Origin of the sequence: Sphingosinicella microcystinivorans, from assembly GCF_027941835.1 — a bacterium.
GTDB lineage: Bacteria > Pseudomonadota > Alphaproteobacteria > Sphingomonadales > Sphingomonadaceae > Sphingosinicella.
Genome location: NZ_CP116005.1, coordinates 1,949,878 through 1,974,344 on the forward strand (window position 1 = coordinate 1,949,878; position 24,467 = coordinate 1,974,344).

The following is a 24,467-nucleotide window of genomic DNA, read 5'->3' on the forward strand; positions in this document are numbered from 1 at the left end:
GCGATACCGCGTTGTGGGGAGTGTCCGAAAGCAAATGGGGGGCATTGTCGTATGCCGCTCCGGGCTTGCGCGGATATTTTCCTTATAAGTCTTTCGGTTATCGGGCGCCGGTTCCGGCAGGGTGGGTTGAGCGCCGTTCGCGGCGAGGGTGTTTCCAGCGTGACATCTCTTGACATCACGTCGCCCCGGATGTGAATAGTGATCAATGAATCAATAATCAAATTCAAGGCGAGCGTGTGCTGCTTTCATCCGAGTTGCAGGCCTTTCGGGACGAGGTGCGGCGGTTTTGCGCGGACGAGCTGCCCGTACATCTCCGTGCGAAAGTGCTACACAATCAGAAGCTGGAAAAAGCCGATTACATCGGGTGGCAGCGGACGCTCGACCGTAAGGGCTGGTTCGCCGGCCACTGGCCCGTCGAGCATGGCGGACTGGGCTGGAGCGCGCTGAAGCGCTGGATCTTCGAGGAAGAGCTTTACGCGGCCGGCGCACCCTGGCTGATTCCCTTCGGCATCTCCTACGTGGGGCCCGTCATCTACACCTTCGGCAACGAGACGCAGAAGCGGACGCATCTGGGGCCGATCCGGCGTTCGGAAATCTGGTGGGCGCAGGGGTATTCGGAACCGGGCGCGGGGTCCGATCTCGCCAGCCTTTCGACGCGGGCGGTGCGCGACGGCGATCATTATCGCGTGACGGGCCAGAAAATCTGGATCTCCTACGCGCACTGGGCCGACAAGATGTTCCTGCTCGCGCGGACCTCGACGGAAGGCAAGCCGCAGGACGGCATCTCCTTCCTGCTGCTCGACATGGAAACGCCCGGTATCGTCGTGCGCCCGATTCCGACCATCGACCGGTATCATCACGTGAACGAGATTTTCCTCGATGACGTGAAGGTGCCCGCCGCCAACCTCGTCGGCGCGGAAAACCGCGGCTGGACGCAGGCCAAGTTCCTGCTGGACAGGGAGAGGCTGCTGACCGCCGAGGTTGGCAAGGCGAAGCGGCTGCTGCAGCGGCTGCTCGGCCTTGCCCGCATGACGCCTTCGGGAAGCGGATCGCTCGCCGGGGACCGGCACTGGCGCCTGAAGTTCGCGGAGATCTATTCGGAAACGCTGGCGCTCGAGGCGACCTGCCTCGATCTGCTGACCGAGGCGCAGAACGGCCGCGACCCCGGCCCCGTCGCTTCCATGCTCAAGATCGTCGGCTCCGAGCTTCTGCAAAGGATAAACGGAATGACGATCGACGTGCTCGGCCGTCACGGGCTGGCCTATGACACCTCCGGGCTCTCGGCGGACGATCCGATGACCGGGCCTGCGCAGTTCGCGGGCAGCGTCCGCGAATATCTCTATTCGCGCGTGCTCAGCATCTATGGCGGCAGCAACGAAATCCAGCGCAACATCATCGCGCGCGCCGTGCTCGGGCTCGGCCGGTAATGGCGATGCTTGAACCGGACATCGCCCGGCTGTTCGAGCGCGAGGTCGACCGCTTCCTGGCGGACCGGAGTCCGGCGGACCACACCGGCGCGGCGGCGGCGGGCGGCTGGCAGGCCTATGCCGATCTCGGCTGGCTCGGCATCATGGTGCCGGAAGCGTATGGCGGCATGGGCGGTGGGCTGTCCGACTATCTGATCGTCGCGCGCGGCATCGGCGGTGCGCTCTTGAAGGCGCCGATCACCCTCGCGGCCGTCGTCGGCACGGAACTCGCGCTTCACGTGGACGACGAGGGCCAACGGCAGACGCTGCTGAACGGACTTTGCGACGGTTCGCTGGTCCCCGGCCTCGTCCGGTCCGGGGCCGATACGCCGGGCGCCGGAAGCGAACCCGTGACGGCATCGCCGGACGCCGGCGGCGTGCGGCTGACGGGGCGCTGCTTTTGCGTTCCGCACGCCGGGGATGCGAACCTCCTGCTGGTCGTCGCGCGGTCGGTGGGAGGAGACGATGGCCTCTATCTCGTGAATCCGGCGTCGGACGGGCTGGAACTGCACAGCTATCCGATGATCGACGATCGCAACGCGGCGACGGTGACATTCGATCGCGTGTTCGTGCCGGGCGATCGCAGGCTCGCCATGTCTTCGGTGGCTGCGGCGATGGAAAAGGCGGGCCTGTCGGCAGCGGTGGCGACCGCGGCCGAGGCGGCCGGGGCGATGCGCGCGCTCAACGAGCTGACGCTTGAACATGTCCGGTCGCGGCGGCAGTTCGGCCGGGCGCTCGCGGACTTCCAGGTCCTCCAGCACCGGCTGGTCGACATGATGATCGCGGAGCGGCGGTCCGCGGCGATCGTCAGGACGGCGGCGGAAGCGATCGACACGGGTTCACCCTTCGCGGCCCGGCTGACCGCGGCCGCGAAGATCACGGCCGACCGGGCCGGGCGTTTCGTCGGAGAGGCCGCGATCCAGCTTCACGGCGGCATGGGGATGAGCGAGGAATGCGCGGCGGGCCGGTATCTCAAGCGCCTGCTGTATCTCGCCCAGAGCTGGGGCGTCGCCGACGATCATCTCGATCGCCTGGCCGACACGATCATGGATGAATTGGAGCAGGAAACCGCTGATGTCCGGCATGACGCGTAACCGCCCGGCCGTGGACCGCTACGCTGCGTCTGGCGTCTGGCGCGAGCGGACCGTTGCGATGGACGCGCTCGACCGCGCGCTCGCCGATCCGGACGGCGCCGTGTTCGTCGGCGAGGACGCGCCGTGGACATATGCGTCGGTGATGTCCGATGCCGAGGCGCTGGCGGCGAGCCTCCACGATCTTGGCCTCAGGCCCGGCGACGTGCTGAGCTTTCAACTGCCCAACTGGCCGGAAACGGCGGTCATCAATCTCGCCGCCTGCCGGCTGGGCCTCGTGTGCTGCCCTCTGGTGCCGATCTACCGCGACAACGACCTGTCGTTCATGCTGCGGGATTCGCGAAGCCGGATCCTGTTCATCCCCGGCACGTTCCGCGGCTTTTCCTACACGGAGATGCTGGAGCGGTTGAGGGCGTCGCTGCCGGACCTGCACATCGTGACCGTGCGCAGCCGCGCGCCGGGGATGCCGGATTTCGGGGATCTGGTGGCGGCGGGCGCCGGGCGCCGCCTCGATTGGCCCGAGGTCTCGCCGCGAGCCACGAAACTGCTGCTCTATACATCGGGCACCACCGGTCTGCCGAAAGCGGTTCTGCACGACCACAACACGCTCGCGCGCGCCATATCGGTGAGCGCGGACCACTGGGGCGTGCGGGGCGGAGACGTGGTGTTCATGCCGTCTCCGGTCACGCACGCCACCGGCTACAGCAACGCGCTCGAGCTTCCGTTCATGGCGGGAACCCGCTGCCTGCTGATGGAGCGGTGGGAATCAGCCGCCGCGGTCACGCTGATCGACAAGCACCAGGCCACGATGACGGTCGGCGCCACGCCGTTTCTCAAGGAACTCACGGCGTCGGCGCTGGCGGTGGCGTCCGACCTTCCCAGTCTGCGGATCTTCGCCTGCGGAGGCGCATCGGTGCCGGAGACGGTCATCGACGCGGCAAACGCGGCGTTCAGACAGAAGCCTGCCTTCCGCGTCTACGGCAGCACGGAAGCACCCTATATCACGCTCGGCTTTGCGGGCTCCGACCCGGCACGCCGAGGCGCGACGACGGATGGCGCCGTCGTCGACTACGAGGTGCGGGTGCTAGATGACGCCGGCGCGGACCTTCCGCGTGGAAGCGAAGGCGAGATCGCCGTGCGCGGCCCCTCGCTGTTTCGCGGCTATCTGCGCGAGGAAGACAACCAGAGCAGCTTCACCCCGGACGGCTTCTTCCTGACCGGCGACATCGGCATCTATCGCGACGACGGGGCGATCCTGATCACCGACCGCAAGAAGGACCTGATCATCCGCGGCGGCGAGAACATCAGCGCCAGGGAAATCGAGCACTATCTTCATCGCCACCCGGCCGTTTCCGAAGCCTCCGTCGTGGCCATGCCGCACGTCCGGCTGGGTGAGGGCGTATGCGCCTTTGTCATACCGGAGGACGGGCGGACGCTCACCTTGGGCGAACTCGCCGACTTCCTGCTGGCCGAGCGGCTCGCCCCGCAGAAGGTGCCCGAGCGGCTGGAAATTTTGCTGGACTTTCCGCGCACCCCATCTGGTAAGGTCAGAAAAAACGTACTGCGGCAGATGGCGCTTGAAAGCCCTGCCGACGGGGGGTGAGGACAAGTCCGGAAAGGAGCGGAAGGACGTGGCAAAGGCGGCGGCGCGGCGCGGAAAGAGCGAAGCGCGGATCAAGAAGGATCAGGCGACCCGGCTGCTTCTCATCGAGGCGGCCGGCAAGCTGATCGGCGAGCACGGCTACGCCGGTTGCTCGATTGCGCGCCTGACGCTCAGCGTCGGCATCGCACACGGCGCCTTCTACCTGCACTTTTCCTCGCAGCAGGATCTGTTCGATCAGATTCTGCCGACCCTCGGCACGGAAATGGCCGATGAGATCGGCAACGCGGTTCGCGACTGCAAGAACGTCGTGGAAGCCGAGCGGCGCGGCTTCCTGGCGAACTTCGAATATCTGAACCGGCATCCCTACATGTACCGCGTGATGGCCGAGGCCGAACTCTTCGCGCCGCAAGCCTATATGCTCTACCAGCAATCCGCGGTCGAGAAATACGCGAAGTCGCTGAAACGGAACATGGCCCCGGAACTGGCCGCCGGGTTTGAACTGGAAGAACTCAAGGTGATTGCGACCGCGTTGATCGGCGCGCGGATCAACCTGCTGCGGAACTACGGGGTGAAGGACTGGATGATCCACCCGATCCCGCCCGGCGTCCTCGATGCCTATGAACGCTTTACCGCGCACAGTTTGCGCGCGCTTGTATCGGACCCGCGCGCCTGAGATCCCCGGGCGGCGTTGAGACGGTTTTCGCGGCCGCTTCCAGCGATCCGGCGATCGTCGAACAGGCGGACGGTCCAGCGGTCGGCTGAGCCGCGGCAATAATATTCCGATGTGTGGAAGGCGTGAAAATTTCGGTAGCAACGGGCTTATTTTTGATCTATGAATCATAAATCAAAAATATCAAGATCAAGACAATCCGGGTGAGGGGAATATTGGTGCAAAGCGAGTCGTCTCCCGTTGTTTATGCCGTGGACAGCGCCGGTATCGCGCGCATCACGCTCAATCGGCCCGAAACCGGCAATGCCCAGAATGTCGCGATGACCTATGCGCTGAACGCTGCGTTCATGCGTGCCGCGCACGACAATGCGGTTCGGGTGATCATCCTCCGCGGCGCCGGAAAGCATTTCTCCACCGGGCACGATCTCAAGGACCAGACTTTCGATGCCGTGGGGCGCGACTATCCGCTGACATCGACGTGGGCCGACATTGATCTCGACAGCATCGAGGGCTGGTACGGCTGGGAACGCGAGGCCTTCCTCGACATGTGCAGGCGCTGGCGGTCCATCCCCAAGCCGGTCATCGCCGAGGTGCGCGGCGCCTGCATCGGCGGCGGCCTGATGCTGGCGTGGGTCTGCGACCTGATCGTCGCGGCGGAGAACGCGTTTTTTCAGGACCCCGTGGTCGCGTTCGGCATCGGCGGTGTCGAGTACCTGTCCCACGCCTGGGAACTGGGCGCGCGGCAGGCCAAGGAAAAGCTCTTCACGACGGACCGGTGGACTGCCGAAGACGCGCTTGCGTGGGGCATGGTGAACCGCGTGGTGCCGCTGGACGCGCTAGAGCAGACGACGCTGGAACTGGCGCAGAAGATCGCAGCGAAACCCGCCTTTGCGCTGAAGATGGCCAAGGAGGCGATCAACGGCTCGCTGGACGCGCAAGGTATGCAGCAGGCGATCGATCGGGGCTTTGCCCTGCATCAGCTCGCCCACGCGCAGAATCGTCTGAAGTTCGGCGGATTGCTCGACCCCACCGGATTGCCCGAAGCGATCAAGGCGTCGGGCGAGGTGTGCGAGCTCGTCATCGGAAAGTCGACCGGCGAGGCTTGAGGGAAGCGTCGGCCGTGCGTCGGCCGGCCTGCCGAAGCGTGGAAATGGAGGCGTTGGCATGTGGCTCAGTGAGAAGCAGAAAAAGGCGCTTGTGGGTGCGGATGAAGTCGCGTCCGGATACCCGATCCCCACGCGCATGATCACCAACGGCGAGTTCATGCCGATCGAGCAGACCGAGGACCAGAAGCGTGTCGAGCGGGAAATCGAATCGCTGAGCGAAACCTTCGCTTCGAAGAACCATATGCCGCGGCGCTCCTTCCTCGTCAGCGCGGCGGGCATGGCGGCCTCGTTTCTGGCGATGAACCGCGTGTTCGGCGATTTCTTCAATGTTTCGACGGCGGAAGCCGCCGATCTGGGCGAGGCGCTCCAGGTGCGCGACCGCTACCGCGACCAGATGATCGTCGATTCGCAGCTCCATTTCGTCCGCAGCGATTTCAGGCCTTCCGAATCCCTGATTGCGCTCGGCGAATACGCGAAGAGATGGAATCCGATTCTCGAAAAGGAAGGGATCACGAACGATCGCTTCAAGCTCGACAACTTCGCCAAGGAAGTCTTCTTCGACAGCGATACCAAGATCGGCCTGATCAGCGCCGCGCCGGCCGAGCATGGCGACAACGTGTTTCTGGACAATGCGGCGCTGGCGGCGACGCGCCATGCCTTCAACCGCGTTTCGGAATCGCGCCGGATGCTCTGCCATTCGGTGATCTGGCCGGGGCAGGACGGTTGGCTGGACGCGATCGACGAGGCCATCGAGATCCACAAGCCGGACGGCTGGAAGGGGTACACGCTCGGCGATCCGTTCGTGAATTCCAAGTACCCGTGGCGGATGGACGACGAGAAGATGATGTATCCGGCCTATGAAAAGATGGTCCGGTCCGGCATCCGCACGGTCTGCGTCCACAAGGGGCTCCTGCCGGACAACTACAAGGACATTTTCGATCACTGGCACCACGCCAAGGTCGACGACGTCGGCAAGGCCGCGAAGGACTGGCCGGAGCTGACGTTCGTCATCTTCCATTCGGGCTTCCGGCCGCTGCTGAGTTCGCCGGAGCCGGAGCTTCAACGCTTCGAAAAGGAACAGCGCATCGACTGGATCACCGATCTGGCGGAGATTCCCGAGACATACGGCGTCAACAATGTCTATGCCGAACTCGGGACCACGTTCGGCAGCTGCGCCATCACCCATCCGCGGCTCGCCGCCGCGATCCTCGGCCAGCTCATCCAGAAAATGGGCTCCGACCGCGTCATCTGGGGCACGGATTCGGTCTGGTACGGTTCGCCGCAATGGCAGATCGAGGCGCTGCGCCGCATCGAGATTCCGGACGACATGCAGAACGCCCACGGCTTCGCGCCGCTGGGCGCGGCGGACGGGCCGGTGAAGCAGGCGATTTTCAGCGGCAATGCGGCGCGTGTCTTCAGGCTGGAGAACGATATTGCCGCGGACGGCGCGTGGCGGAAGGACAGGCTGAGCGCCGTCAAGGCCGACTATCTCGCGAACGGCGGAACGCCGTCCAACACGTTCTACGGATTCGTTCAGAAGCTGAGGAGCGAAGGCGCCCGCTGATCCGTATCGGGCGCTTTCGGGAATTATGGAAACGGTCGACCGGCAAGGCCGGTGAATGAAGGGCCTGACCTGCCCGAAAACCAGAGTTGGGGGAGAGACCATGAAGACTGGAACCATGCTCAAGTCCGTCGGGTATGCGGCGCTGCTCGCCGGCAGCGCCCTGTCTGCCGCCGGGCAAAGCCTCGCGCAGACGCCTGATGCCGCCGACACGGTGGGTATCGAGGATATCGTCATCACGGCGCAGCGCCGCGAGTCGAGCCTTCAGGAGACCGCCATGTCGGTGGCCTCGCTTTCCGGCGACGATCTTGCGCGGCGCTCGATTGCCGACATCGAGGCGCTCGGCCAGCTGTCGCCGAGCATGAACGTCGCCTTCTATCAGGGTGAAGCGCAGATCTTCATCCGGGGCATCGGCTATGCCGGCGTCATCGGCGGCACCGACAGTTCGACGGCGCTTCATGTGAACGGCGTGTATCTGTCCCGGTCCTCGGCCGCCGTGCCGGGCTTTTTCGATGTCGAGCGCGTGGAGACCGTGCGCGGGCCGCAGGGCACGCTCTACGGGCGGAACGCCACCGGCGGCTCGGTCAACGTGATCTCGAAGATGCCGACCGACGAATTCAGCATGGACGCATCGCTGCTGGTGGGCAATTACGACCGCTATCAGGTCTTCGCCGCGGCGGGCGGGCCGATCGTCGAGGACAGGCTGCGGGTCAGGGCCGCGGTCCAGCTCGAAGACCGCGACGGCTACACCGTCGTCACCCGCCCCGGCGGCTCGAAGGACCGGATCGAGGACAAGAGCGACCTCACCGCGCGGCTGACGATCGACTACAAGGCGTCGGACACGCTCGATTTCCTCCTGATCGGCGATTATTACAGGGCCGACGATTCCGCGATCGTGTGGTTCTACAACGGGCCGGGCGCCGCCAACAATCCGTTCTACCGCGACTATCTCGCCGACAACGGCGGCGCGCTTCCGGCGCCGAGGTCACGCCATGTCTCATCCGACATAACGCCTTTCAACAAGCTGGAAATCTGGGGTGTCAGCCTCAAGGGAACGTTGCAGCTGGGCGACTACACGCTGACGTCGCTGACGGCCTACAAGAAGACCAACCCGTACAATTTCAACGACACCGACCTGACCACGGTGAACGCCTTCACGCAGCTGAAGGAGGAAGACCACCGGCAATGGAGCCAGGAGTTCCAGCTGGTTTCTCCCGATACCGGAAACTTCAGCTGGATACTCGGTCTCTACTATTTCCATGAGAAGAACGATATCCGGAACGAGTACTTCCTGAACCACGTCGACGCCCTGTTCGAGTTCCCCGACGATCCGGAGTGCTGCCTGCTGCGCCTCAACGGCGCGACCAAGACCGATGCGTTCGCCGTGTTCGGAGAGGCCGAGTACGGCTTGACGGACCGGTTGAAGCTGGTGCTCGGCGGCCGGTACAGCACGGAGAAGCGCGACGGCAGCAACGACCTCGTCTTCGTGGACTTCCTGACGCCGGTCCTCGACAACGTGGCGCCGTTCGACGCGAAGACGTTCAATGCCTTCACGCCGAAAATCGGCCTCAACTTCCAGGCGACCGACGACGTGTTCCTCTATGCCTCGGCATCGCGCGGCTTCAAGAGCGGCGGTTTCAATGCGGGCAGCTATCAGAACACGCCGTTCGATCCCGAGAAGATCTGGGCCTACGAGGCCGGTATCAAGAGCGACCTGTTCGACCGGCGGCTGCGGATCAACGCCTCCGCCTTCTATTACGACTATACCGATCTCCAGGTGCTCGACGTCGAAGGTCAGAACACGGTGCTGCGCAATGCCGCGAAGTCGGTCATCAAGGGGGTCGAGGTGGAAGGCAAGGCGCTGCTCACGCCTGAATTCGAAATCGATTTCGGCGCGACCTATCTCGACAGCGCGTTCAAGGATACCTGCCTTGCGGATCCCAAGTATCCGCTCCCCGCGCCGCAGCCGGGATGCACGGGTCCGAACCAGCGGAATCTCGACGACTTTCCGCTGCCGCGCGCGCCGAAGTTCAAGATGGTGCTCGGGGCGCAATACACGGCCGACCTCGGCGATGCGGGCCGTGTCATCCTGCGCGGCGACTACAGCCTGCAGTCGCGCCAGTACTTCAATGCCTTCAAGCTCGAGGAAATGTCGCAGAAGAAGTTCGGCTGGCTGAAGGCGAGAGTAACCTATGTCGCCCCGTCGGAGACATGGAAGATCGCAGCCTTCGTGGACAACATCACCGATGAGAAGGTGATGACCAGCATGACCTATTGGGCCGATCTCGCCGACGGCATCACGGCGGGCGTCATGGCGCCGCCGCGGACCTACGGCGTGCAGGCGAGCCTTTCGTTCTGATCGGGCGAGCGGCGGGCAAGAGGCATCCGGAAGGGAGACTCCGTGCGGGCGGATGAAGCGATCGGCGATGAATGCGAGGGGTCGCTTCGGAGTCTGGTCGGGAATCTGGTTTTCCCTGAAGGGCCGCGCTGGCATTCGGGGCGGCTGTGGTTTTCCGACATGGAGGACATGCGCGTCAAGTCGGTCGGCCCCGGCGGCGATGTTCGCGACGAACTCGTGCTGGACGACTATCCGTCCGGCCTCGGCTGGCTGCCCGACGGCACATTGCTCATCGTGTCGGTGAAGCGCCGACAGGTGCTGGCACTGGCGAACGGTGAGGTCCGCGTCCATGCGGACCTCACCCGACATGCGCTGTCCCATGCGAACGACATGGTCGTCGACAGCAAAGGCCGCGCCTATGTCGGCAGCATGGGCTTCGACATCTGGGCCGACCCGGAATTCAAGCCCGGCAATATCTGCCTCACCGATCCGGACGGATCGGTAAGGGTCGTCGCCGACCGGTTGGCCTTTCCCAACGGAAGCGTCATCACGCCGGACGGCCGGACGCTGATCGTTGCGGAGAGTCTGGGCGGGAAGCTGACCGCCTTTCCGATCGCGGAAGACGGAACCCTCGGCGAGGCACGCGTCTGGGCCGGGATGGAAGGGGAAACGCCCGACGGCATCTGTCTGGATGCGGCCGGCGGAATCTGGGTGGCGAGCGCGATTCCCGGGCGTGTGCTGCGCTACGAGGCCAGCGGGCGGGTGACGCACCATGTCCGCTTGCCGGAAGGACGAAGCGCCTTCGCCCTCGCGCTCGGCGGGGCCGATGGGCGCGACCTGTTCCTCGCTGTATCGTCCGTCTACGGCGACACGCGCGAAGCGCGCCTGTCGAGCCGGCCGGGTGGTATCATGGTCGCTCGTGCGCCTTATCCGGGGGCGCGGCCGGAATGATTGATCCGGGCTTGAGCCATGTTGTCGGTGCTGTTGAGCCGTCGTTGATCGAGCGTCCGATCGGTGTGCTTTTGGCGGAGGCTGCGGCGCGCGATCCGGACGGCGAGGCGCTGGTGGTGCGGCACCAGGGCGTGCGGCTGACGTGGGCGGAGCTGAAGCGGCGCGCGGACGCGGTGGCGTGCGGGCTGCTGGCGGCGGGCGTGCGGCCCGGCGACCGGGTCGGCATCTGGGCGCCCAACTGCGCCGAGTGGACGATCCTCCAGTTCGCCACCGCGACCGCGGGCATGATCCTCGTGACGATCAACCCGGCCTACCGCACCAGAGAGGTCGAGTACGCGCTGAGGAAGGTCGGCTGCCGCGCGCTGGTGACGGCGGTGCGCCACAAGACGAGCGACTATGTCGCCATGCTGCGCGAACTGATGCCGGAGCTTGCGGAGGCCACGCCCGGCACGCTCCGGGCGCGGGCGCTGCCCGACCTCAGGCTCGTCGCTACCATCGGCGAGGAGACGCACGCGGGCTGCCTGCGCTTCGGCGCGCTTGAAGCCGAGGTTGATGCCGCGGCACTGGATGCGATCCCCATCGACGCGAACGACGCCGTCAACATCCAGTTCACCAGCGGCACCACGGGCTTCCCCAAGGGGGCGACGCTCACCCACCGGAACATCCTCAACAACGGCTACTTCGTCGGCGCGGGCATCGGGCTCACGAAGGCCGACCGCGTGTGCATCCCGGTGCCGCTCTACCACTGCTTCGGCATGGTGATGGGCAACCTCGCCTGCCTCGCGCACGGCGCGACGATGGTCTACCCGGCCGAGAGCTTCGACCCGATGGCGGTGCTGGAGACGGTGGCGGCGGAGCGCTGCACGGCGCTCTACGGCGTGCCCACCATGTTCATCGCCGTGCTCGGGCGGCCGGAGTTCGAGAGCTTCGACGTGTCGTCCTTGCGGACCGGCATCATGGCGGGCTCGCCGTGCCCGATCGCGACGATGCGCGAGGTGATCGCGCGGCTCGGGATGAGCCAGGTGACGATCGCCTACGGCATGACCGAGACGAGCCCGGTGAGCTTCCAGAGCGCGATGGACGACCCCATCGAGGAGCGGGTCTCGACGGTGGGCCGCGTGCAGCCGCACCTCGAGGTGAAGATCGTCGGGCCGGACGGGGAGACGCTGCCGCGGGGCGAGGCGGGCGAGCTGTGCACGCGCGGCTACTCGGTGATGCAGGGCTACTGGGACGACGCGGAGCGCACGGCCGAAGCCATCGACGAAGACGGCTGGATGCACACCGGCGACGTCGCGACGATCGACGCGAACGGCTATTGCCGGATCACGGGCCGGATCAAGGACATGGTGATCCGCGGCGGCGAGAACATCTACCCGCGCGAGATCGAGGAGTTCCTGCTCACCCATCCGCTGATCGCCGACGCGCAGGTGATCGGGGTTCCCGACGACCGCTACGGCGAGGAGCTGTGCGCGTGGATCATGACGCGCGGCGGCGCGGCGCTCAGCGAGGAGGACGTGCGCGACCACTGCCGCGGACGCATCGCCCACTACAAGGTCCCGCGCTACGTCCGCGTCGTCGAAACCTTCCCAATGACCGTCACGGGCAAGGTCCAGAAATTCGTCATGCGCAAGACAATGATCGCTGAACTCGGAAAGTAGGCTGACGGACCCGCCGCGTGTCCCTCGAATCCGCTCAGAATAGTGCTCCTGTCATCCCGAACGGCGGGTCAGCGGTGGCTCCTGCCTTTCAGGAGCGCCTGCCGCGCGAGGTCTTCCGAGGTTCGTGTGATTTCCTCATCCGTTGCGCCAGCGAACTGCATGAGTGCGAGCGTGTGGCCGCCTCCGACATAGAGCTTGGCTCTTATCGAGATGTCCTGCGCCGAGAGCGTCTTGCCGAGGTCCTCGTGCAGAACGGCCTCGACGGAGCGATGCAGCTTGTCGAGGCGGAACAGATACCGGTCCCACACGGGCGAGCGCACGCCCGTGCTCCAGTCCAGCCAGACGAGTATCAGGTCGGCGCGGTCCCTGGCGTCCTGCCCGAAGCGCAGGGCCAGCCGAAACAGCCGTTCATACACGCTTGTCCCGGAGAGAAAACACGCATCGGTGATCGTGGTCAGATGCTCGTCGACCTCCTTGAGCACGATGTCGACGAGGTCCGACCGCGTCCGGAAATAGGCGTGCACCGTGGGTATGGAGACGCCCGATATGGCGGCGACATGGGAATGCGTGACCCGCGCTATGCCGTTTTCTGCCGTTGCCTTTATCGCGCATTCAACAAGCTGGCTGCGTCTTTGATCGGGCTGTAGTCTCTTCCGCGATTTTTCCGCCTTCTTCACCGCAGTGGTGTTCCTTCTGTCGCGTTCAGCCGAGCAAGCCGACCGGTTCTCCTAGCCCAACACCGCCTCACCGTGCCAGCAAGAATACTATTGACAAAATACTCATTAACAGATGAGTATAAACTCAATAAGGTGGTTCGGTACAGGAAACGCCCCCGGCTCAATGGGCTTGGGAACAGAAAGCTTCCTGCCGTGCCGCCACGGGTTTCAGCCTTGGGGGGAGTCATGTCGTCAAAGCCCGTTCGCGGCAGCCGCTGCTGCTCTGTCGTTGTTTCGGTCCTGATCACCACGTCGGTTCTGGCCTGCAACGCCGCCTACGCTCAAAGTGCGGCGCCGTTTCCGGACAGCGCTGCAAAGCCCGCTGACGACAGCAGCCGCGATATTCCGGAGATCATCGTTACAGCGCAGCGGCGCGAGCAGGCGCTGAGCGACGTGGCGCTCTCCATTCAGGCGTTCAGCGGAGAGGCTTTGTCCAACGCGGGCATCTCGAACGCGGCCGACCTCGTCAAGCTGACGCCCGGCATCAATATCGCGGGCGCCTATGGCGGCAATGTCGTTTCCTATTCGATCCGCGGTGTCGTGCAGCAGGATTTCTCGGCGCAGGCCGAGGGGCCGATCGCGCTCTATGTTGACAACGGCTACCTCGCCCTCAACAACGTCGCGGTCGTCGGGCTGTTCGATCTCGATCGCGTGGAGGTGCTGCGGGGGCCGCAGGGCACGCTGTTCGGGCGCAACGCCACGGGCGGTCTCGTCCATGTCGTTACGCGCAAGCCGTCGCAGACGCCGAACGGCTACGTCGCACTGGAATACGGTTCGCACAATACGGTGAGGGTCGAGGCGGCCGCCGGCGCGCCGCTGGCGCCGACGGCTGCGTTTCGTGTTGCGGGCATGGTGAAGCGCAACGACGCCTACATCAAGAATCTGGCGCCCGAGGGCGACGATCTCGGCAATCTCGAATATTACGGCTTGCGGGCGCACCTGCTCGTCGAGCCTTCCGACACCTTCAACATGCTGATCTCGGGCTACCGCTCGGAAAGCCGCACATCGACATCGCCTTATTATTCCGCGTCGACGCGGGTGGTGACGAATGCGGACGGGGCTCAGGTCAACTCCGTCCGCGTCGCCGGGCCGACACTGCTCGGGACAGTCCCGACGAAGGGCGGCGGCCTCGTCGTCAATCAGGACGAGGGCTTCGACAATCTCGGCCGGAGCGCATTCTCGGGCGCGACATTGCAGCTCGAATGGGACATCGGCCCAGAGCTGACCGCGATTTCCGACTATCATGACGTGAACGTGCGCTACGACGTCGACATCGACGGCACGGAATTCCCGTTTGCCAATTCGGTGGCATCCTCGGCCGTGCGCAACTATTCGCAAGAACTGAGGCTGTCGGATTCGGGAGAGCGGGTCCGCTGGACGGCGGGCCTGTTCTACCTGCACATAGATGCGAAGATCGACCCCAACAGGACGCCCTTTCCTGCGGTGGGGCCGATCCTGATCGACGACCGCGCTTTCCTCGATACCGATTCCTATTCCGCATTCGGCCAGATCGAATTCGATCTGAGCGATCAATGGACGCTCGTCGGCGGTTTCCGTTATACGCGAGAAGAAAAGGATTATTTCTATTCAGCCGAAATCTTCGCTTCCGATGACGGCATACCGGGTCCGTTCATAGGAAAGGCGCGGCCCGACTACACGGGCGCTCGCAAGAACGACCTCGTCACGGCGCGCGCACAGGTGGAGTTCAGGCCGTCCGACGGCATGTTGTGGTATCTCGGATGGAACAGGGGCACCAAGGCGGGCAGCTTCAATGCACCCTACGCCGGGAGCACGATCATTCCCGACAGCGAGATCGCCTACAAGCCGGAAACGCTGGACGCATTCGAAACCGGGCTTCGCACGGAACTTCTCGGCGGCAGGGCGCAGATCAACGGGGCGCTGTTCTACTACGACTACAAGAACTATCAGGCTTTTCGCGTCACCGGGTTCAACACGCAGGTCTTCAACCGCGATGCGCGAACCTATGGCTTCGAGCTTGGCGGGAACGTGCGCCTTTCGGAGGCCCTGCACGTCTCGGCGGGCATAAGCTACCTCGACAACACGGTTTACGACGTAGACGTGTCCGGCGTCATCGCCGATCGCAGGGCGCCCTCCACATCCAAGTGGTCCGGGAATGCGTCCGTAACCCATCATACGTCCTTGCTGGACGGGGATCTCGCGGTGCAGGGCGATCTCCGCTACTCCGGTGCCTCATTCTATTCGATCAGCAATTTCGACAGCACGCGGATCGGATCCTTCGTCGTTGTGGATTTCAACGTGTCGTGGACCGACGGCAGCGGCGACTGGACGCTCTCGGCGATTGCCGAGAATATCCTCGACCGGAAGTACAAGACCGTCGGGTTCGATTTCAGCACGCTGTGCGGCTGTTCGGTGGAGGCCTACGGCAGGCCGCAATGGTTCGGTGCTTCGGTGAAGCGTCGTTTCTAGATCAGGCTCGCGGCACGAAACGAAAATCACGAGCTGGATAGCCGGGGACGCGGGCATGGATTTCGAACTGAACGACCGTCAGCTGCACTATCGCGACCGGGTGCGGGATTTCATGAACCGTGAAATCCGCCCCCGATACGCCGAGTATCTGGCGCAGGCCTCGTCCGAACCGCGCTGGAAGATATTGCCGGTTGTCGAAGAGCTGAAGGCATCGGCCAGGGCGGCGGGGCTTTGGAACCTGTTCATGCCGCCGTCGGATCGCAGCGATCATGCGGAAGACACGTTCGTTTTCGAAGGCGAGCAGCTCACGAACCTCGAATATGCGCTGTGCGCCGAGGAGATGGGCCGCGTCCACTGGGCATCGGAAGTTTTCAATTGCTCGGCGCCGGATACGGGCAACATGGAGGTTCTGCACCGGTACGGCACGATCGGGCAGAAGGAGCAATGGCTGCGGCCGCTGATGGACGGCCGGGTTCGTTCCGCCTTCCTGATGACCGAGCCGGACGTCGCCTCGTCGGACGCCACGAACATCGGGACGACGATCGAGCGGGACGGTGACACCTATGTCATCAACGGCAGGAAATGGTGGTCCTCCGGTGCGGGCGATCCGCGGTGCTCGCTTGCGATCCTGCTCGGCCGGACGGCCGCGGACACGGGAGTGCATCGCCGGCACAGCATGGTGATCGTGCCGATGGACGCGCAGGGCCTGACCGTCCGGCGGATGCTGTCCGTGTACGGCTACGACCATGCGCCGCACGGCCACGCGGAGATCACGCTCGACAACGTGCGCGTGCCGGTGTCGAACATGCTGCTCGGCGAGGGGCGCGGCTTCGAGATCGCGCAGGGGCGGCTCGGACCCGGCCGCATCCATCACTGTATGCGGACGATCGGGGTCGCGGAGGAGGCGCTCGACGCCATGACACGGCGCCTGCTTTCGCGGAGCGCTTTCGGCAAGCGGCTTTCCGAGCAGGGCGTGTGGGAGGAGCGTATCGCCCGCGCGCGCATTGATATCGAGATGACCCGCCTGCTTTGCCTGAAAGCGGCCGACATGATGGATCGGGCGGGCAACAAGGCGGCCCGCAACGAAATCGCGATGATCAAGGTGCAGGCGCCGTCGATGGCGCTGAGGATCATCGACGATGCCATACAGGCGCATGGCGGTGCCGGTGTGTGCGAGGATTTCAGCCTCGCCGGAGATTGGGCGAACACGCGCGCGCTGCGGCTGGCCGACGGTCCGGATGAAGTGCATCGCCGTGCGATCGCGCGCGCGGAGTTCCGCCGTCATGCCGAACTGAACCAGGGCATGGTCGCCTGCGCCAGTACGCCAGCGTCCATATTCCGGCGTGGCGGCAATCTGCCCGCAGGGGAGAGAAGATAATGGGTTTCTTTGATCTTACGGGCAAGGTCGCTGTGATCACCGGGTCATCCAGGGGGATCGGGCGTGCGATTGCCGAAAGCATGGCGACGGCAGGCGCCCGTGTCGTCATCTCGAGCCGCAGGCAGGAGGCGTGCGACGAGGCCGCGGCGGGCATCAATGCGGTTCACGGCGCCGGGACGGCGACCGGAATCGCGGCAAGCATCTCGTCCAGGACGGCTTTGCAGGAACTGGTCGAGCGGGCCCGCGCGGCCTGCGGTCATATTGATATTCTGGTCTGCAACGCGGCGTCCAATCCCTATTACGGTCCGCTTGCCGGCATCAGCGATGATCAGTTTCGCAAGACGCTGGAGAACAACATCCTCTCCAATCACTGGCTGATCCAGATGGTTGCGCCGGAAATGATCGCGCGCAGGGATGGCGCGATCATTATCGTGTCTTCGGTCGGCGGGTTCCTCGGCTCGGCCAACATCGGCGCCTACTGCATCTCGAAAGCCGCCGATTTCCAGCTTGTCCGCAATCTGGCAACGGAGCTGGGCCCGCACAACATTCGCGTGAACGCGATCGCGCCCGGCACCATTCGAACCGATTTCGCCAAGGCGCTCTGGGAGGACCCTGCGGCGGAAACGGCGCTGTGCGAAGCCACGCCCCTCGGCCGCATAGGAGAGCCCGAGGACGTTGCCGGCACGGCGGTGTTCCTCGCATCGCGTGCGGGTGCCTACATCACCGGCCAGGCGATCGTCGTCGACGGCGGCTGGACGATCGTGAAGGGAATCTGAAGGAAGCGCAACAATGCCGCTTGATCTGACGGGGCTTCCTCCGTGGCCGGAGGATGACTTCTCACAATACGGAGACGTGGAGCAGGCCACGATCGGGAAGTATCAGGCCGTCGCCGCCAGCCAGTTGCATCGCAACTGGCTGGCGATCCCGCACGTGACGCATCATGATGATCTGGATGTCACCGAGGCCGAGCAAAGACGCAGCGCGTGGAATACGCAAAACGCGCTCCGGGTCAGCCCGCTCGTACCGCTCGTCCGGGCCGTGGCGGCTGCAATTGATCGCTTCCCGATCTTCGGCAGTTCGTTGGGCACTGACGGGAAGACCCTGATCTACAAGAAATACCGTCACATCGGCATAGCGGTCGAAACGCCGAGGGGACTGCTGGTACCGGTGCTGCGGAATGTCGATGTCCGATCCCTTTCCGGGCTGGCGACGGAGATCGCATCGCTTGCAGAGAAGGCGCGAAGCCGGGGCCTGTCGATGTCCGAAATGGCCGGGGGCGTGATCACGCTCTCCTCGCTCGGCCATATCGGAGGAACCGGGTTCACGCCCATCATCAATGCCCCGCAGGTCGCGATCGTGGGTGTGACGAAACTCGTCGAGCGGCCCGTCTTCGGGAACGGGAATTCAGTGCTTCGCCGCAGTTTCCTTCCCGTTTCGCTGTCCTACGACCACCGCGTGATCAACGGCGCGGACGCGGCCCGTTTCGTGCGGGCCATCGGTGAGGAACTGAACGGGGTCACCTACGCGTGATGGGCATTTCGGTGCAAAGCACATTGATGAGCAAACACTCAATAGTGTTGACAGTCACGACGGATGCAGCCATCATTCTCGGGCAGACAACAAAAATGATTCGGGCGCGAACGGCTCGAAATATGCCTTTCCCCTTGTGGGAGAGCGGGAGGGTTTATTGTGCAAAACGCATTGCGCAAAATTGACGGCTGCGTGCTCTCGTCAATTCTGGAAAGCGCGCTCAGGATCAGATGCAATGATGAGCTCATACGGGAATCGGCGCGTTCCGGCCGCCTGAACATCATCTATTATTCGCCGCGTGGTCAGGAAATCATTCCTTCGGCGATCTCCGAGCTTTTGACCGACGACGACTACATCTGCACCATTTATCGCGGAATACATGACCAGATCGCGAAGGGCGTGCCGCCGAAGCTGATCTGGGCGGAGTATGCGGGAAGGCTGACCGGCAGCTGCAAGGGCAAGGGCGGGCCGATGCATATCACCTATCCCGAAAAAGGCGTGATGGTGACGACGGGGATCGTCGGTTCCAGCCTGCCTATTGCCAACGGCCTCGCACTGGCCTCGCAGCTGCGCGGCGATGGCCGCGTGACCGTGGCCTATTTCGGCGACGGCGCCTCCAACATCGGTGCCTTCCACGAATCCCTGAACATGGCGTCCGTGTGGAAGCTGCCGGTGATATTCGTCTGCCAGAACAATCGCTATGCCGAGCATTCCAGATTCGACGAATTCACCGCGGGCGAAAGCGTGGCGCGGCGCGGGGATGCCTATGGAATGCACGCCGTCGCGGTCGACGGCAACGATGCCGAGGCAACCTGGCACACCGCCAGAGCTGCGATCGACCGGGCAAGGAGCGGCGACGGACCGACGCTGATCGAGGCCAACACCTTTCGGTTCGAAGGGCATCTGCTCGGGGACGACAGCGCCTACATCCCGCGTCAGGAAATGGAAGCGGCGAAAGCGGCCGACCCGGTGCCGAGGCTCCGGGCGGACGTGATCGGCCGGGGCATCCTGACCGAAGCGCAGGTCGTCGAACTCGAGCGGAAGATAAGGCGCGAGGCGGAGGAAGCGCGGGAGTTCGCCCTGACGAGCGACTGGCCGTCTCTCGATGAACTTTCGTGCGACGTTCTGGCGAACAGCAGTGAGGTCGTACAATGAGCGGCGGAAGCGAAACCTCCGGGATGCCGGCGGAAATCACCGTGGGGGAGGCGCTCAATCTGGCGCTTCATGATGCGCTCGCGGCCGATCCGAACGTCTTCCTGCTGGGAGAGGACATCGGCGACGAGCAGGGGGGCGGCATTCTCGGTGTCACGCGGGGCCTGTCTACGACCTTCGGAAAGGCGCGGGTCCGCGCCACGCCGATTTCGGAGCAGGCGATCATCGGCGCGGGCATAGGCGCCGCGCTCGCCGGGTTCCGCCCCGTTGCGGAAATCATGCTGATGAACTTCGTGACCGTCGCCATGGACATGCTGGTCAACCATGCGGCGAAGCTGCGCTTCATGTCGGGCGGGCAGACCGGTGTTCCGCTCGTGGTCCGCACGATGACCGGCTCCGGCTTCGGCAATGGTGGACAGCATTCGGATTACCTGGAGGCGTGGTTCGCCCATGTTCCGGGAATGAAGGTCGTGAGCTATTCGAACCCTGCGGACGCCTATGGGCTGCTGCTTGCGTCGATCCGGGATGACGATCCCACGCTCTTCATCGAGAACCTCGGAAGCTACGCGCTGAAGGGGCCGGCGCCGCAGCGCGGTGTGCCGACGCCGCTCGGCAAGGCCGCGATCGTGAGGCCGGGCGACGATGTCACCATCATCAGCTACAGCACGATGGTTCTGCGTGCGCTCGCTGCCGCCGACTCGCTGGCCCGGCAGAATATCTCCTGCGAGGTCATCGACCTCAGGACCATCGCGCCCTACGACCTGCCGACGCTTGTCGCATCTGTCGGCCGCACAAGGCGCGCCGTGATCGTGCACGAGGCCGTCAGGAAATTCGGCGTGGGCGCCGAAATCGCCGCCGATCTCGCCGGCCGGTTTCACGGCGAACTCAAGGCGCCGATCGTGCGGCTGGGCGGAAACTACAGTGCGGTGCCGTTCTCGAAGCCGCTGGAAAGCGCCTATGCGCCCGGTCCCAAGCAGATCGAGGAGGCAGTCCTTGCAATGATCGCGGAGCATTCCGATGGCCTTTGATGTCCTGTTGCCGAAGCTCGGGTTTTCCATGGAATCCGCCGAGCTGGCGGAATGGCTCGCGCCGGACGGCGCGCTCGTCGAGGCGGGCCAGCCCCTGTTCGCGATCGAGAGCGACAAGTCCGTGAACGAGATCGAAGCGCCGGTTTCTGGGCGCCTCGCTGTCCTGGCCCAGCCGGGCGAGACCTATCCCGTTGGAACCGTGCTTGCCACGATAACCGAAGAGAACGCATGATGACGATCCATATCAAACGCCCAGCCGTCGACTATCGCTCGGGAATTCGGTCCTACAAGGATGCCGTGCCGGGTTCGCTCGCGGACAAGGCGCCCTATGTCGATCATGGCACGGGCCTGATCGACCCCGCACGCTACCGGGATCCGGCAGTCGCGGTGGTCGAATGGGAAAAGCTCTGGACGAAGGTGTGGACATTTGCAGGGTTCGCGGCGGATATCCCGAATGCCGGCGACTGGTTCAAATACGACCTTGGCGCCGAGAGCTTCGTCGTCGTCCGCGGGGATGATCTGAAGATCCGGGCCTTCTACAATGTCTGCCCGCACAGGGGAAACCAGCTGGTCCGGACGGACTTCGGAACTGCGCTCGATTGCTTCCGCTGCGCGTTTCACAGCTGGGAATTCGATACGCAAGGGCAGCTGAGAACGGTCAAGGAAGCGGAAACCTTCCGAAAGGAAGCGCTGTCGTTCGCGACCGGCCTCACCGAAGTGCGCTGCGATGTATGGGCCGGCTTCGTGTTCATAAACATGGATTCTCATTGCGAGGACCTTCAGGAATTCCTCGGGATTCTTCCCGAGCATCTGGATCGCTTCCGCCTCGACAGGATGCGGGTGCTGGAGGATTTCATTGTTCCGGTCGACTGCAACTGGAAAACGCTCGAGGAAGCCTTCCTCGAATTCTACCACGGCGATACCGTGCATCCGGAACTCGCGGCGTGCATGGAAACCTATCATTGCCAATACGACCTGTATCCGTGCGGCGTCAGCCGCATGATCCTGCCCTACGGCTATGCACCCGACAAGCTGGACGATCCGGCGGTCGTGAACGACATGCTGAAGAGCGCGCTGCGTCAGTACAAAGGGAACCCGGACGATTGGGCCGGTCTCAAGGGCTATGAATACAAGAAAGCGCTTGTCGATGCCAAGCGCAAGCTCGGCAGGACTTCCGGGTGGGATCATTTCGAGCAGCTGACCGACGACCAGCTGGTGGATGACTGGAACTATTCCTTCTTCCCGAACGTGACCCTCAACATCATGGGCGAGAACTGCCTCGTGCAGGTGTTCACGCCGCACGAAACGGACCCGATGAAGTCCTACTGGCGGAGCGTCATGATCAATCTGCCGTCGGAAGACCCGACGTTCGCGCCCATTGCGATCTCCTCGATGGGGCAGAACAAGTTCGGCGACAAGGGCTGGGACGGGACGCCGCGTCCGCCGATCGTCAGGACCTCGAACTACGAGGAAACCGGCTTCATTCTGGCGCAGGACGGGGTGCTCGTTCCGGCGGTTCAGAGGGGGATCAATTCGCGTGCGTTCAAGGGCGCGATCCTGTCCGAGCAGGAGCTGCGGATTCGGCACTATCTGGCCGAGATCGACCGATACCTCGACGCGTAAGCAACGAGGCCGTGTCTGCCTATCAGGTAGCGGCGAGGTGTGAGGAGATACGGCCGGGCACCTACCGGGCCTGTCGGCTGGATTTCACGGAGGTCCTGATCTTCAATATCGCGGGCGCGTATTTCGCTGTCGAGAATCTCTGCTCGCATCTCGGCAAACCGCTCGCCGGTGGGCGCTTCATCGGGACGCAGATCACGTGCCCGTTCCATTCGGGTGCGTTTGACGTGAGAACGGGCGCACATATGTGCTTCCCTGCGACAAAGCCGATCAGGACCTTTCCTGTGCGGACTGTCGACGGTGTGGTGGAGGTCTGTATCGACGGCGTAATTCCCGCGTCGTGTTCTGGTGCGGGCGGCGACGTTCTGGAATAGGATGGACGGATACAGCGCGAAATGGCTGAGGATATCAGGCAAACTTTCAGCATGTCCCGGCGGCTTCAGTATGGAGACCGCGTTGTAAAGGTCTTCACGGATCGTCCGCAGACGGTTTACCGGCTTCTGGCGGACAGCGCGGCACGAACGCCCGATGCGCCGGCCGTGTTCGATGCCGCGATCATCACGACATACGGTGAACTCGATCGACTGGCCGGGGCATTCGCCGGTGTTCTCGACAAGCATGGCATCCGGGCCGGGGACCGGTGTGCGATCTATCTGGGGAACTCGCTGGAATTCGTGATTGCGGTCCTCGGATGCGCTTTCGCCGGCGTGGTGTCCGTGCCGGTCGGCGCGCGGCTGCGCGCACCGGAGATCGCCTACGTCATGGAGAACTCCGGGGCGTCCGCCCTGATCCACGATGCCGCGCTGTCCGATCAGCTTCCCGATTCGTCCGCCACGCCTTCGCTGCTCGTCCTCGACGTGGGCGCCGGGCGGACAGGGCGCTTCTGGGCCGAACTGAACGCGGCCGGGTGCGATGTCTCTCCGGCTGCGGTATCCGAGGAGGATACGGCGGTTCTGATCTATACGTCGGGTACGACCGGGCGGCCCAAGGGCGTGATGCTTTCGCACGCGGGGCTTGTCCATTCGGCCCTGCACTTTGCGGAGCACCTCGGCTTCCGGTTCGGAGAACGGTTCCTCCTTGCCGTGCCCGGATCGCACATCACAGGTCTGGCGGCCGTTGTTCTCGAGGCGCTCTACCTCGGCGGTGCGATCGTGATCCAGCGCCACTTCAAGGTCGACAGGCTGCTGGACCTGATCGCCGGGTACAAGGTCAACAGCACGGTTCTGGTTCCGGCGATGTACAACCTTCTGCTCCTTCAGCCGGATTTCGGGGAGAGGGACTTGAGTTCGTGGCATACCGGCATTTTCGGTGGCGCGCCGATGCCGCCGGCGACGATTTCGGAACTCGCCCGCCGGCTTCCCCGGCTGCAGCTCGTCAATGGTTATGGCGCGACGGAGGCCAGTTCCGCGATTTCGCTCACGACGCATGAGCAGATCCGGGACAAGCCCGAGTGCGTCGGCTTTCCTGTCGCGTGTGCCGATGTGGTGATCCTCGATGACGCCGGCTGTGAGGTCCTGCCCGGCGAGGTCGGGCAACTCCACGTGGGCGGTCCGATGGTCGCGAAGGGGTACTGGAACGATGCCGCCGCAACGACGCGCGAGTTCGCGGGTGGGTACTGGCGGTCGGGCGACCTCGCGAGTGTCGATGACGAGGGCGCCATCTTCCTGCGCGGCCGTGTCAAGGACATGATCAACAGAGGCGGATACAAGATCTATCCGGTCGAGGTCGAGAACGTGATCTCGGCAATTCCGGGCGTGATCGAGTGCGCTGTCTTCGGTTATGCGGATTCGGTCCTCGGGGAGAAATCCGCGGCCGTCGTGGTGGTCGGCGACGAGGAAGAGTCGTGGAGCGAAATCGTGCGCGATCACTGCCTGAAAGTGCTTGCCGATTACAAGTGCCCGGACAACTTCCGGTTCACGGCCGAGCCGCTGCCGAAGAATGCAAACGGGAAGACCGACAAGGGAGCACTGAAGGGCCTGCACACCGCCTGATTTCCCGGCCGGCTCCGCGAACATGAAGAATGCTCCGGGGAAGGACGCACGGACATTAAAAGTGTACGCTCGCGCATTGTGATCTTTGGGTTCTCCGAGCATTCTTAGCCCACATGAAAGCCTTCAGTATGGCGGATGCCGTATTGCAAGAACACGCTTC

Annotated in this window: 20 protein-coding genes; 19 read left to right on the forward strand and 1 reads right to left on the reverse strand. The window is 63.9% G+C overall.

Going from position 1 to position 24,467, the window contains the following annotated elements; translation table 11 throughout:
* Positions 1–236: 236 nt before the first annotated feature.
* The 9 genes from PE061_RS09580 to PE061_RS09620 all read left to right on the forward strand — a co-directional run bounded on the left by PE061_RS09580 (position 237) and on the right by PE061_RS09620 (position 12,444).
* Positions 237–1,427 carry an acyl-CoA dehydrogenase family protein gene (locus tag PE061_RS09580; protein WP_271258853.1) on the forward strand — a complete coding sequence of 397 codons (1,191 nt, stop codon included), beginning with the start codon at positions 237–239 and terminating at the stop codon, positions 1,425–1,427.
* The gene (locus PE061_RS09585; protein WP_271258854.1) at positions 1,427–2,560 is read left to right on the forward strand and encodes an acyl-CoA dehydrogenase family protein; all 1,134 of its coding nucleotides are present in this window, start codon (positions 1,427–1,429) and stop codon (positions 2,558–2,560) included. Before PE061_RS09580 ends, PE061_RS09585 begins: the two co-directional genes overlap by 1 nt.
* On the forward strand, positions 2,541–4,160 hold the full coding sequence (locus PE061_RS09590; RefSeq protein WP_271258855.1) for an AMP-binding protein: 1,620 nt from the start codon (positions 2,541–2,543) through the stop codon (positions 4,158–4,160). The genes PE061_RS09585 and PE061_RS09590 overlap by 20 nt, the downstream gene beginning before the upstream one ends.
* Positions 4,161–4,188: 28 nt before the next feature.
* A complete protein-coding gene (locus tag PE061_RS09595; protein WP_271258856.1) occupies positions 4,189–4,833 on the forward strand; it encodes a TetR/AcrR family transcriptional regulator in 645 nt (214 codons plus the stop codon).
* A gap of 215 nt (positions 4,834–5,048) precedes the next feature.
* Positions 5,049–5,936: an enoyl-CoA hydratase gene (locus tag PE061_RS09600; protein WP_271258857.1), complete on the forward strand. Its 888-nt coding sequence runs from the start codon at positions 5,049–5,051 to the stop codon at positions 5,934–5,936.
* A 58-nt stretch (positions 5,937–5,994) separates the two neighbouring features.
* Positions 5,995–7,500, forward strand: coding sequence for an amidohydrolase family protein (locus PE061_RS09605; RefSeq protein WP_271258858.1), 1,506 nt, complete (start codon positions 5,995–5,997; stop codon positions 7,498–7,500).
* Positions 7,501–7,600: 100 nt separating this feature from the next.
* Entirely contained in the window at positions 7,601–9,856 is a 2,256-nt protein-coding gene (locus tag PE061_RS09610) for a TonB-dependent receptor (protein WP_271258859.1), read from the forward strand.
* A gap of 42 nt (positions 9,857–9,898) precedes the next feature.
* The gene (locus PE061_RS09615; protein WP_271258860.1) at positions 9,899–10,786 is read left to right on the forward strand and encodes an SMP-30/gluconolactonase/LRE family protein; all 888 of its coding nucleotides are present in this window, start codon (positions 9,899–9,901) and stop codon (positions 10,784–10,786) included.
* Positions 10,783–12,444 (forward strand): AMP-binding protein, encoded by a 1,662-nt coding sequence (locus PE061_RS09620; RefSeq protein WP_271258861.1) that lies wholly within the window; start codon positions 10,783–10,785, stop codon positions 12,442–12,444. Before PE061_RS09615 ends, PE061_RS09620 begins: the two co-directional genes overlap by 4 nt.
* Positions 12,445–12,512: 68 nt before the next feature.
* Here PE061_RS09620 and PE061_RS09625 read toward each other — a convergent pair whose 3' ends face one another.
* Positions 12,513–12,968, reverse strand: coding sequence for a hypothetical protein (locus PE061_RS09625; protein ID WP_336297024.1), 456 nt, complete (start codon positions 12,966–12,968; stop codon positions 12,513–12,515).
* A gap of 378 nt (positions 12,969–13,346) precedes the next feature.
* On the opposite strand from PE061_RS09625, the gene PE061_RS09630 reads away from it, so the two are divergent.
* The 10 genes from PE061_RS09630 to PE061_RS09675 all read left to right on the forward strand — a co-directional run bounded on the left by PE061_RS09630 (position 13,347) and on the right by PE061_RS09675 (position 24,307).
* On the forward strand, positions 13,347–15,608 hold the full coding sequence (locus PE061_RS09630; protein ID WP_271258863.1) for a TonB-dependent receptor: 2,262 nt from the start codon (positions 13,347–13,349) through the stop codon (positions 15,606–15,608).
* A gap of 55 nt (positions 15,609–15,663) precedes the next feature.
* Complete coding sequence (locus PE061_RS09635; RefSeq protein WP_271258864.1) at positions 15,664–16,986, forward strand: acyl-CoA dehydrogenase family protein; 1,323 nt, start codon at positions 15,664–15,666, stop codon at positions 16,984–16,986.
* On the forward strand, positions 16,986–17,762 hold the full coding sequence (locus PE061_RS09640; protein ID WP_271258865.1) for an SDR family NAD(P)-dependent oxidoreductase: 777 nt from the start codon (positions 16,986–16,988) through the stop codon (positions 17,760–17,762). Before PE061_RS09635 ends, PE061_RS09640 begins: the two co-directional genes overlap by 1 nt.
* Before the next feature lie 13 nt (positions 17,763–17,775).
* A complete protein-coding gene (locus PE061_RS09645; RefSeq protein WP_271258866.1) occupies positions 17,776–18,516 on the forward strand; it encodes a 2-oxo acid dehydrogenase subunit E2 in 741 nt (246 codons plus the stop codon).
* A gap of 159 nt (positions 18,517–18,675) precedes the next feature.
* Positions 18,676–19,671 (forward strand): thiamine pyrophosphate-dependent dehydrogenase E1 component subunit alpha, encoded by a 996-nt coding sequence (locus PE061_RS09650; protein WP_271258867.1) that lies wholly within the window; start codon positions 18,676–18,678, stop codon positions 19,669–19,671.
* Complete coding sequence (locus PE061_RS09655; RefSeq protein WP_271258868.1) at positions 19,668–20,696, forward strand: alpha-ketoacid dehydrogenase subunit beta; 1,029 nt, start codon at positions 19,668–19,670, stop codon at positions 20,694–20,696. The genes PE061_RS09650 and PE061_RS09655 overlap by 4 nt, the downstream gene beginning before the upstream one ends.
* Positions 20,686–20,928, forward strand: coding sequence for a lipoyl domain-containing protein (locus PE061_RS09660; protein WP_271258869.1), 243 nt, complete (start codon positions 20,686–20,688; stop codon positions 20,926–20,928). The genes PE061_RS09655 and PE061_RS09660 overlap by 11 nt, the downstream gene beginning before the upstream one ends.
* Positions 20,925–22,319: an aromatic ring-hydroxylating oxygenase subunit alpha gene (locus PE061_RS09665; RefSeq protein ID WP_271258870.1), complete on the forward strand. Its 1,395-nt coding sequence runs from the start codon at positions 20,925–20,927 to the stop codon at positions 22,317–22,319. The genes PE061_RS09660 and PE061_RS09665 overlap by 4 nt, the downstream gene beginning before the upstream one ends.
* A gap of 11 nt (positions 22,320–22,330) precedes the next feature.
* Positions 22,331–22,690: a Rieske (2Fe-2S) protein gene (locus PE061_RS09670; protein ID WP_271258871.1), complete on the forward strand. Its 360-nt coding sequence runs from the start codon at positions 22,331–22,333 to the stop codon at positions 22,688–22,690.
* A gap of 21 nt (positions 22,691–22,711) precedes the next feature.
* Complete coding sequence (locus PE061_RS09675; RefSeq protein WP_271258872.1) at positions 22,712–24,307, forward strand: class I adenylate-forming enzyme family protein; 1,596 nt, start codon at positions 22,712–22,714, stop codon at positions 24,305–24,307.
* Positions 24,308–24,467 lie beyond the last annotated feature (160 nt).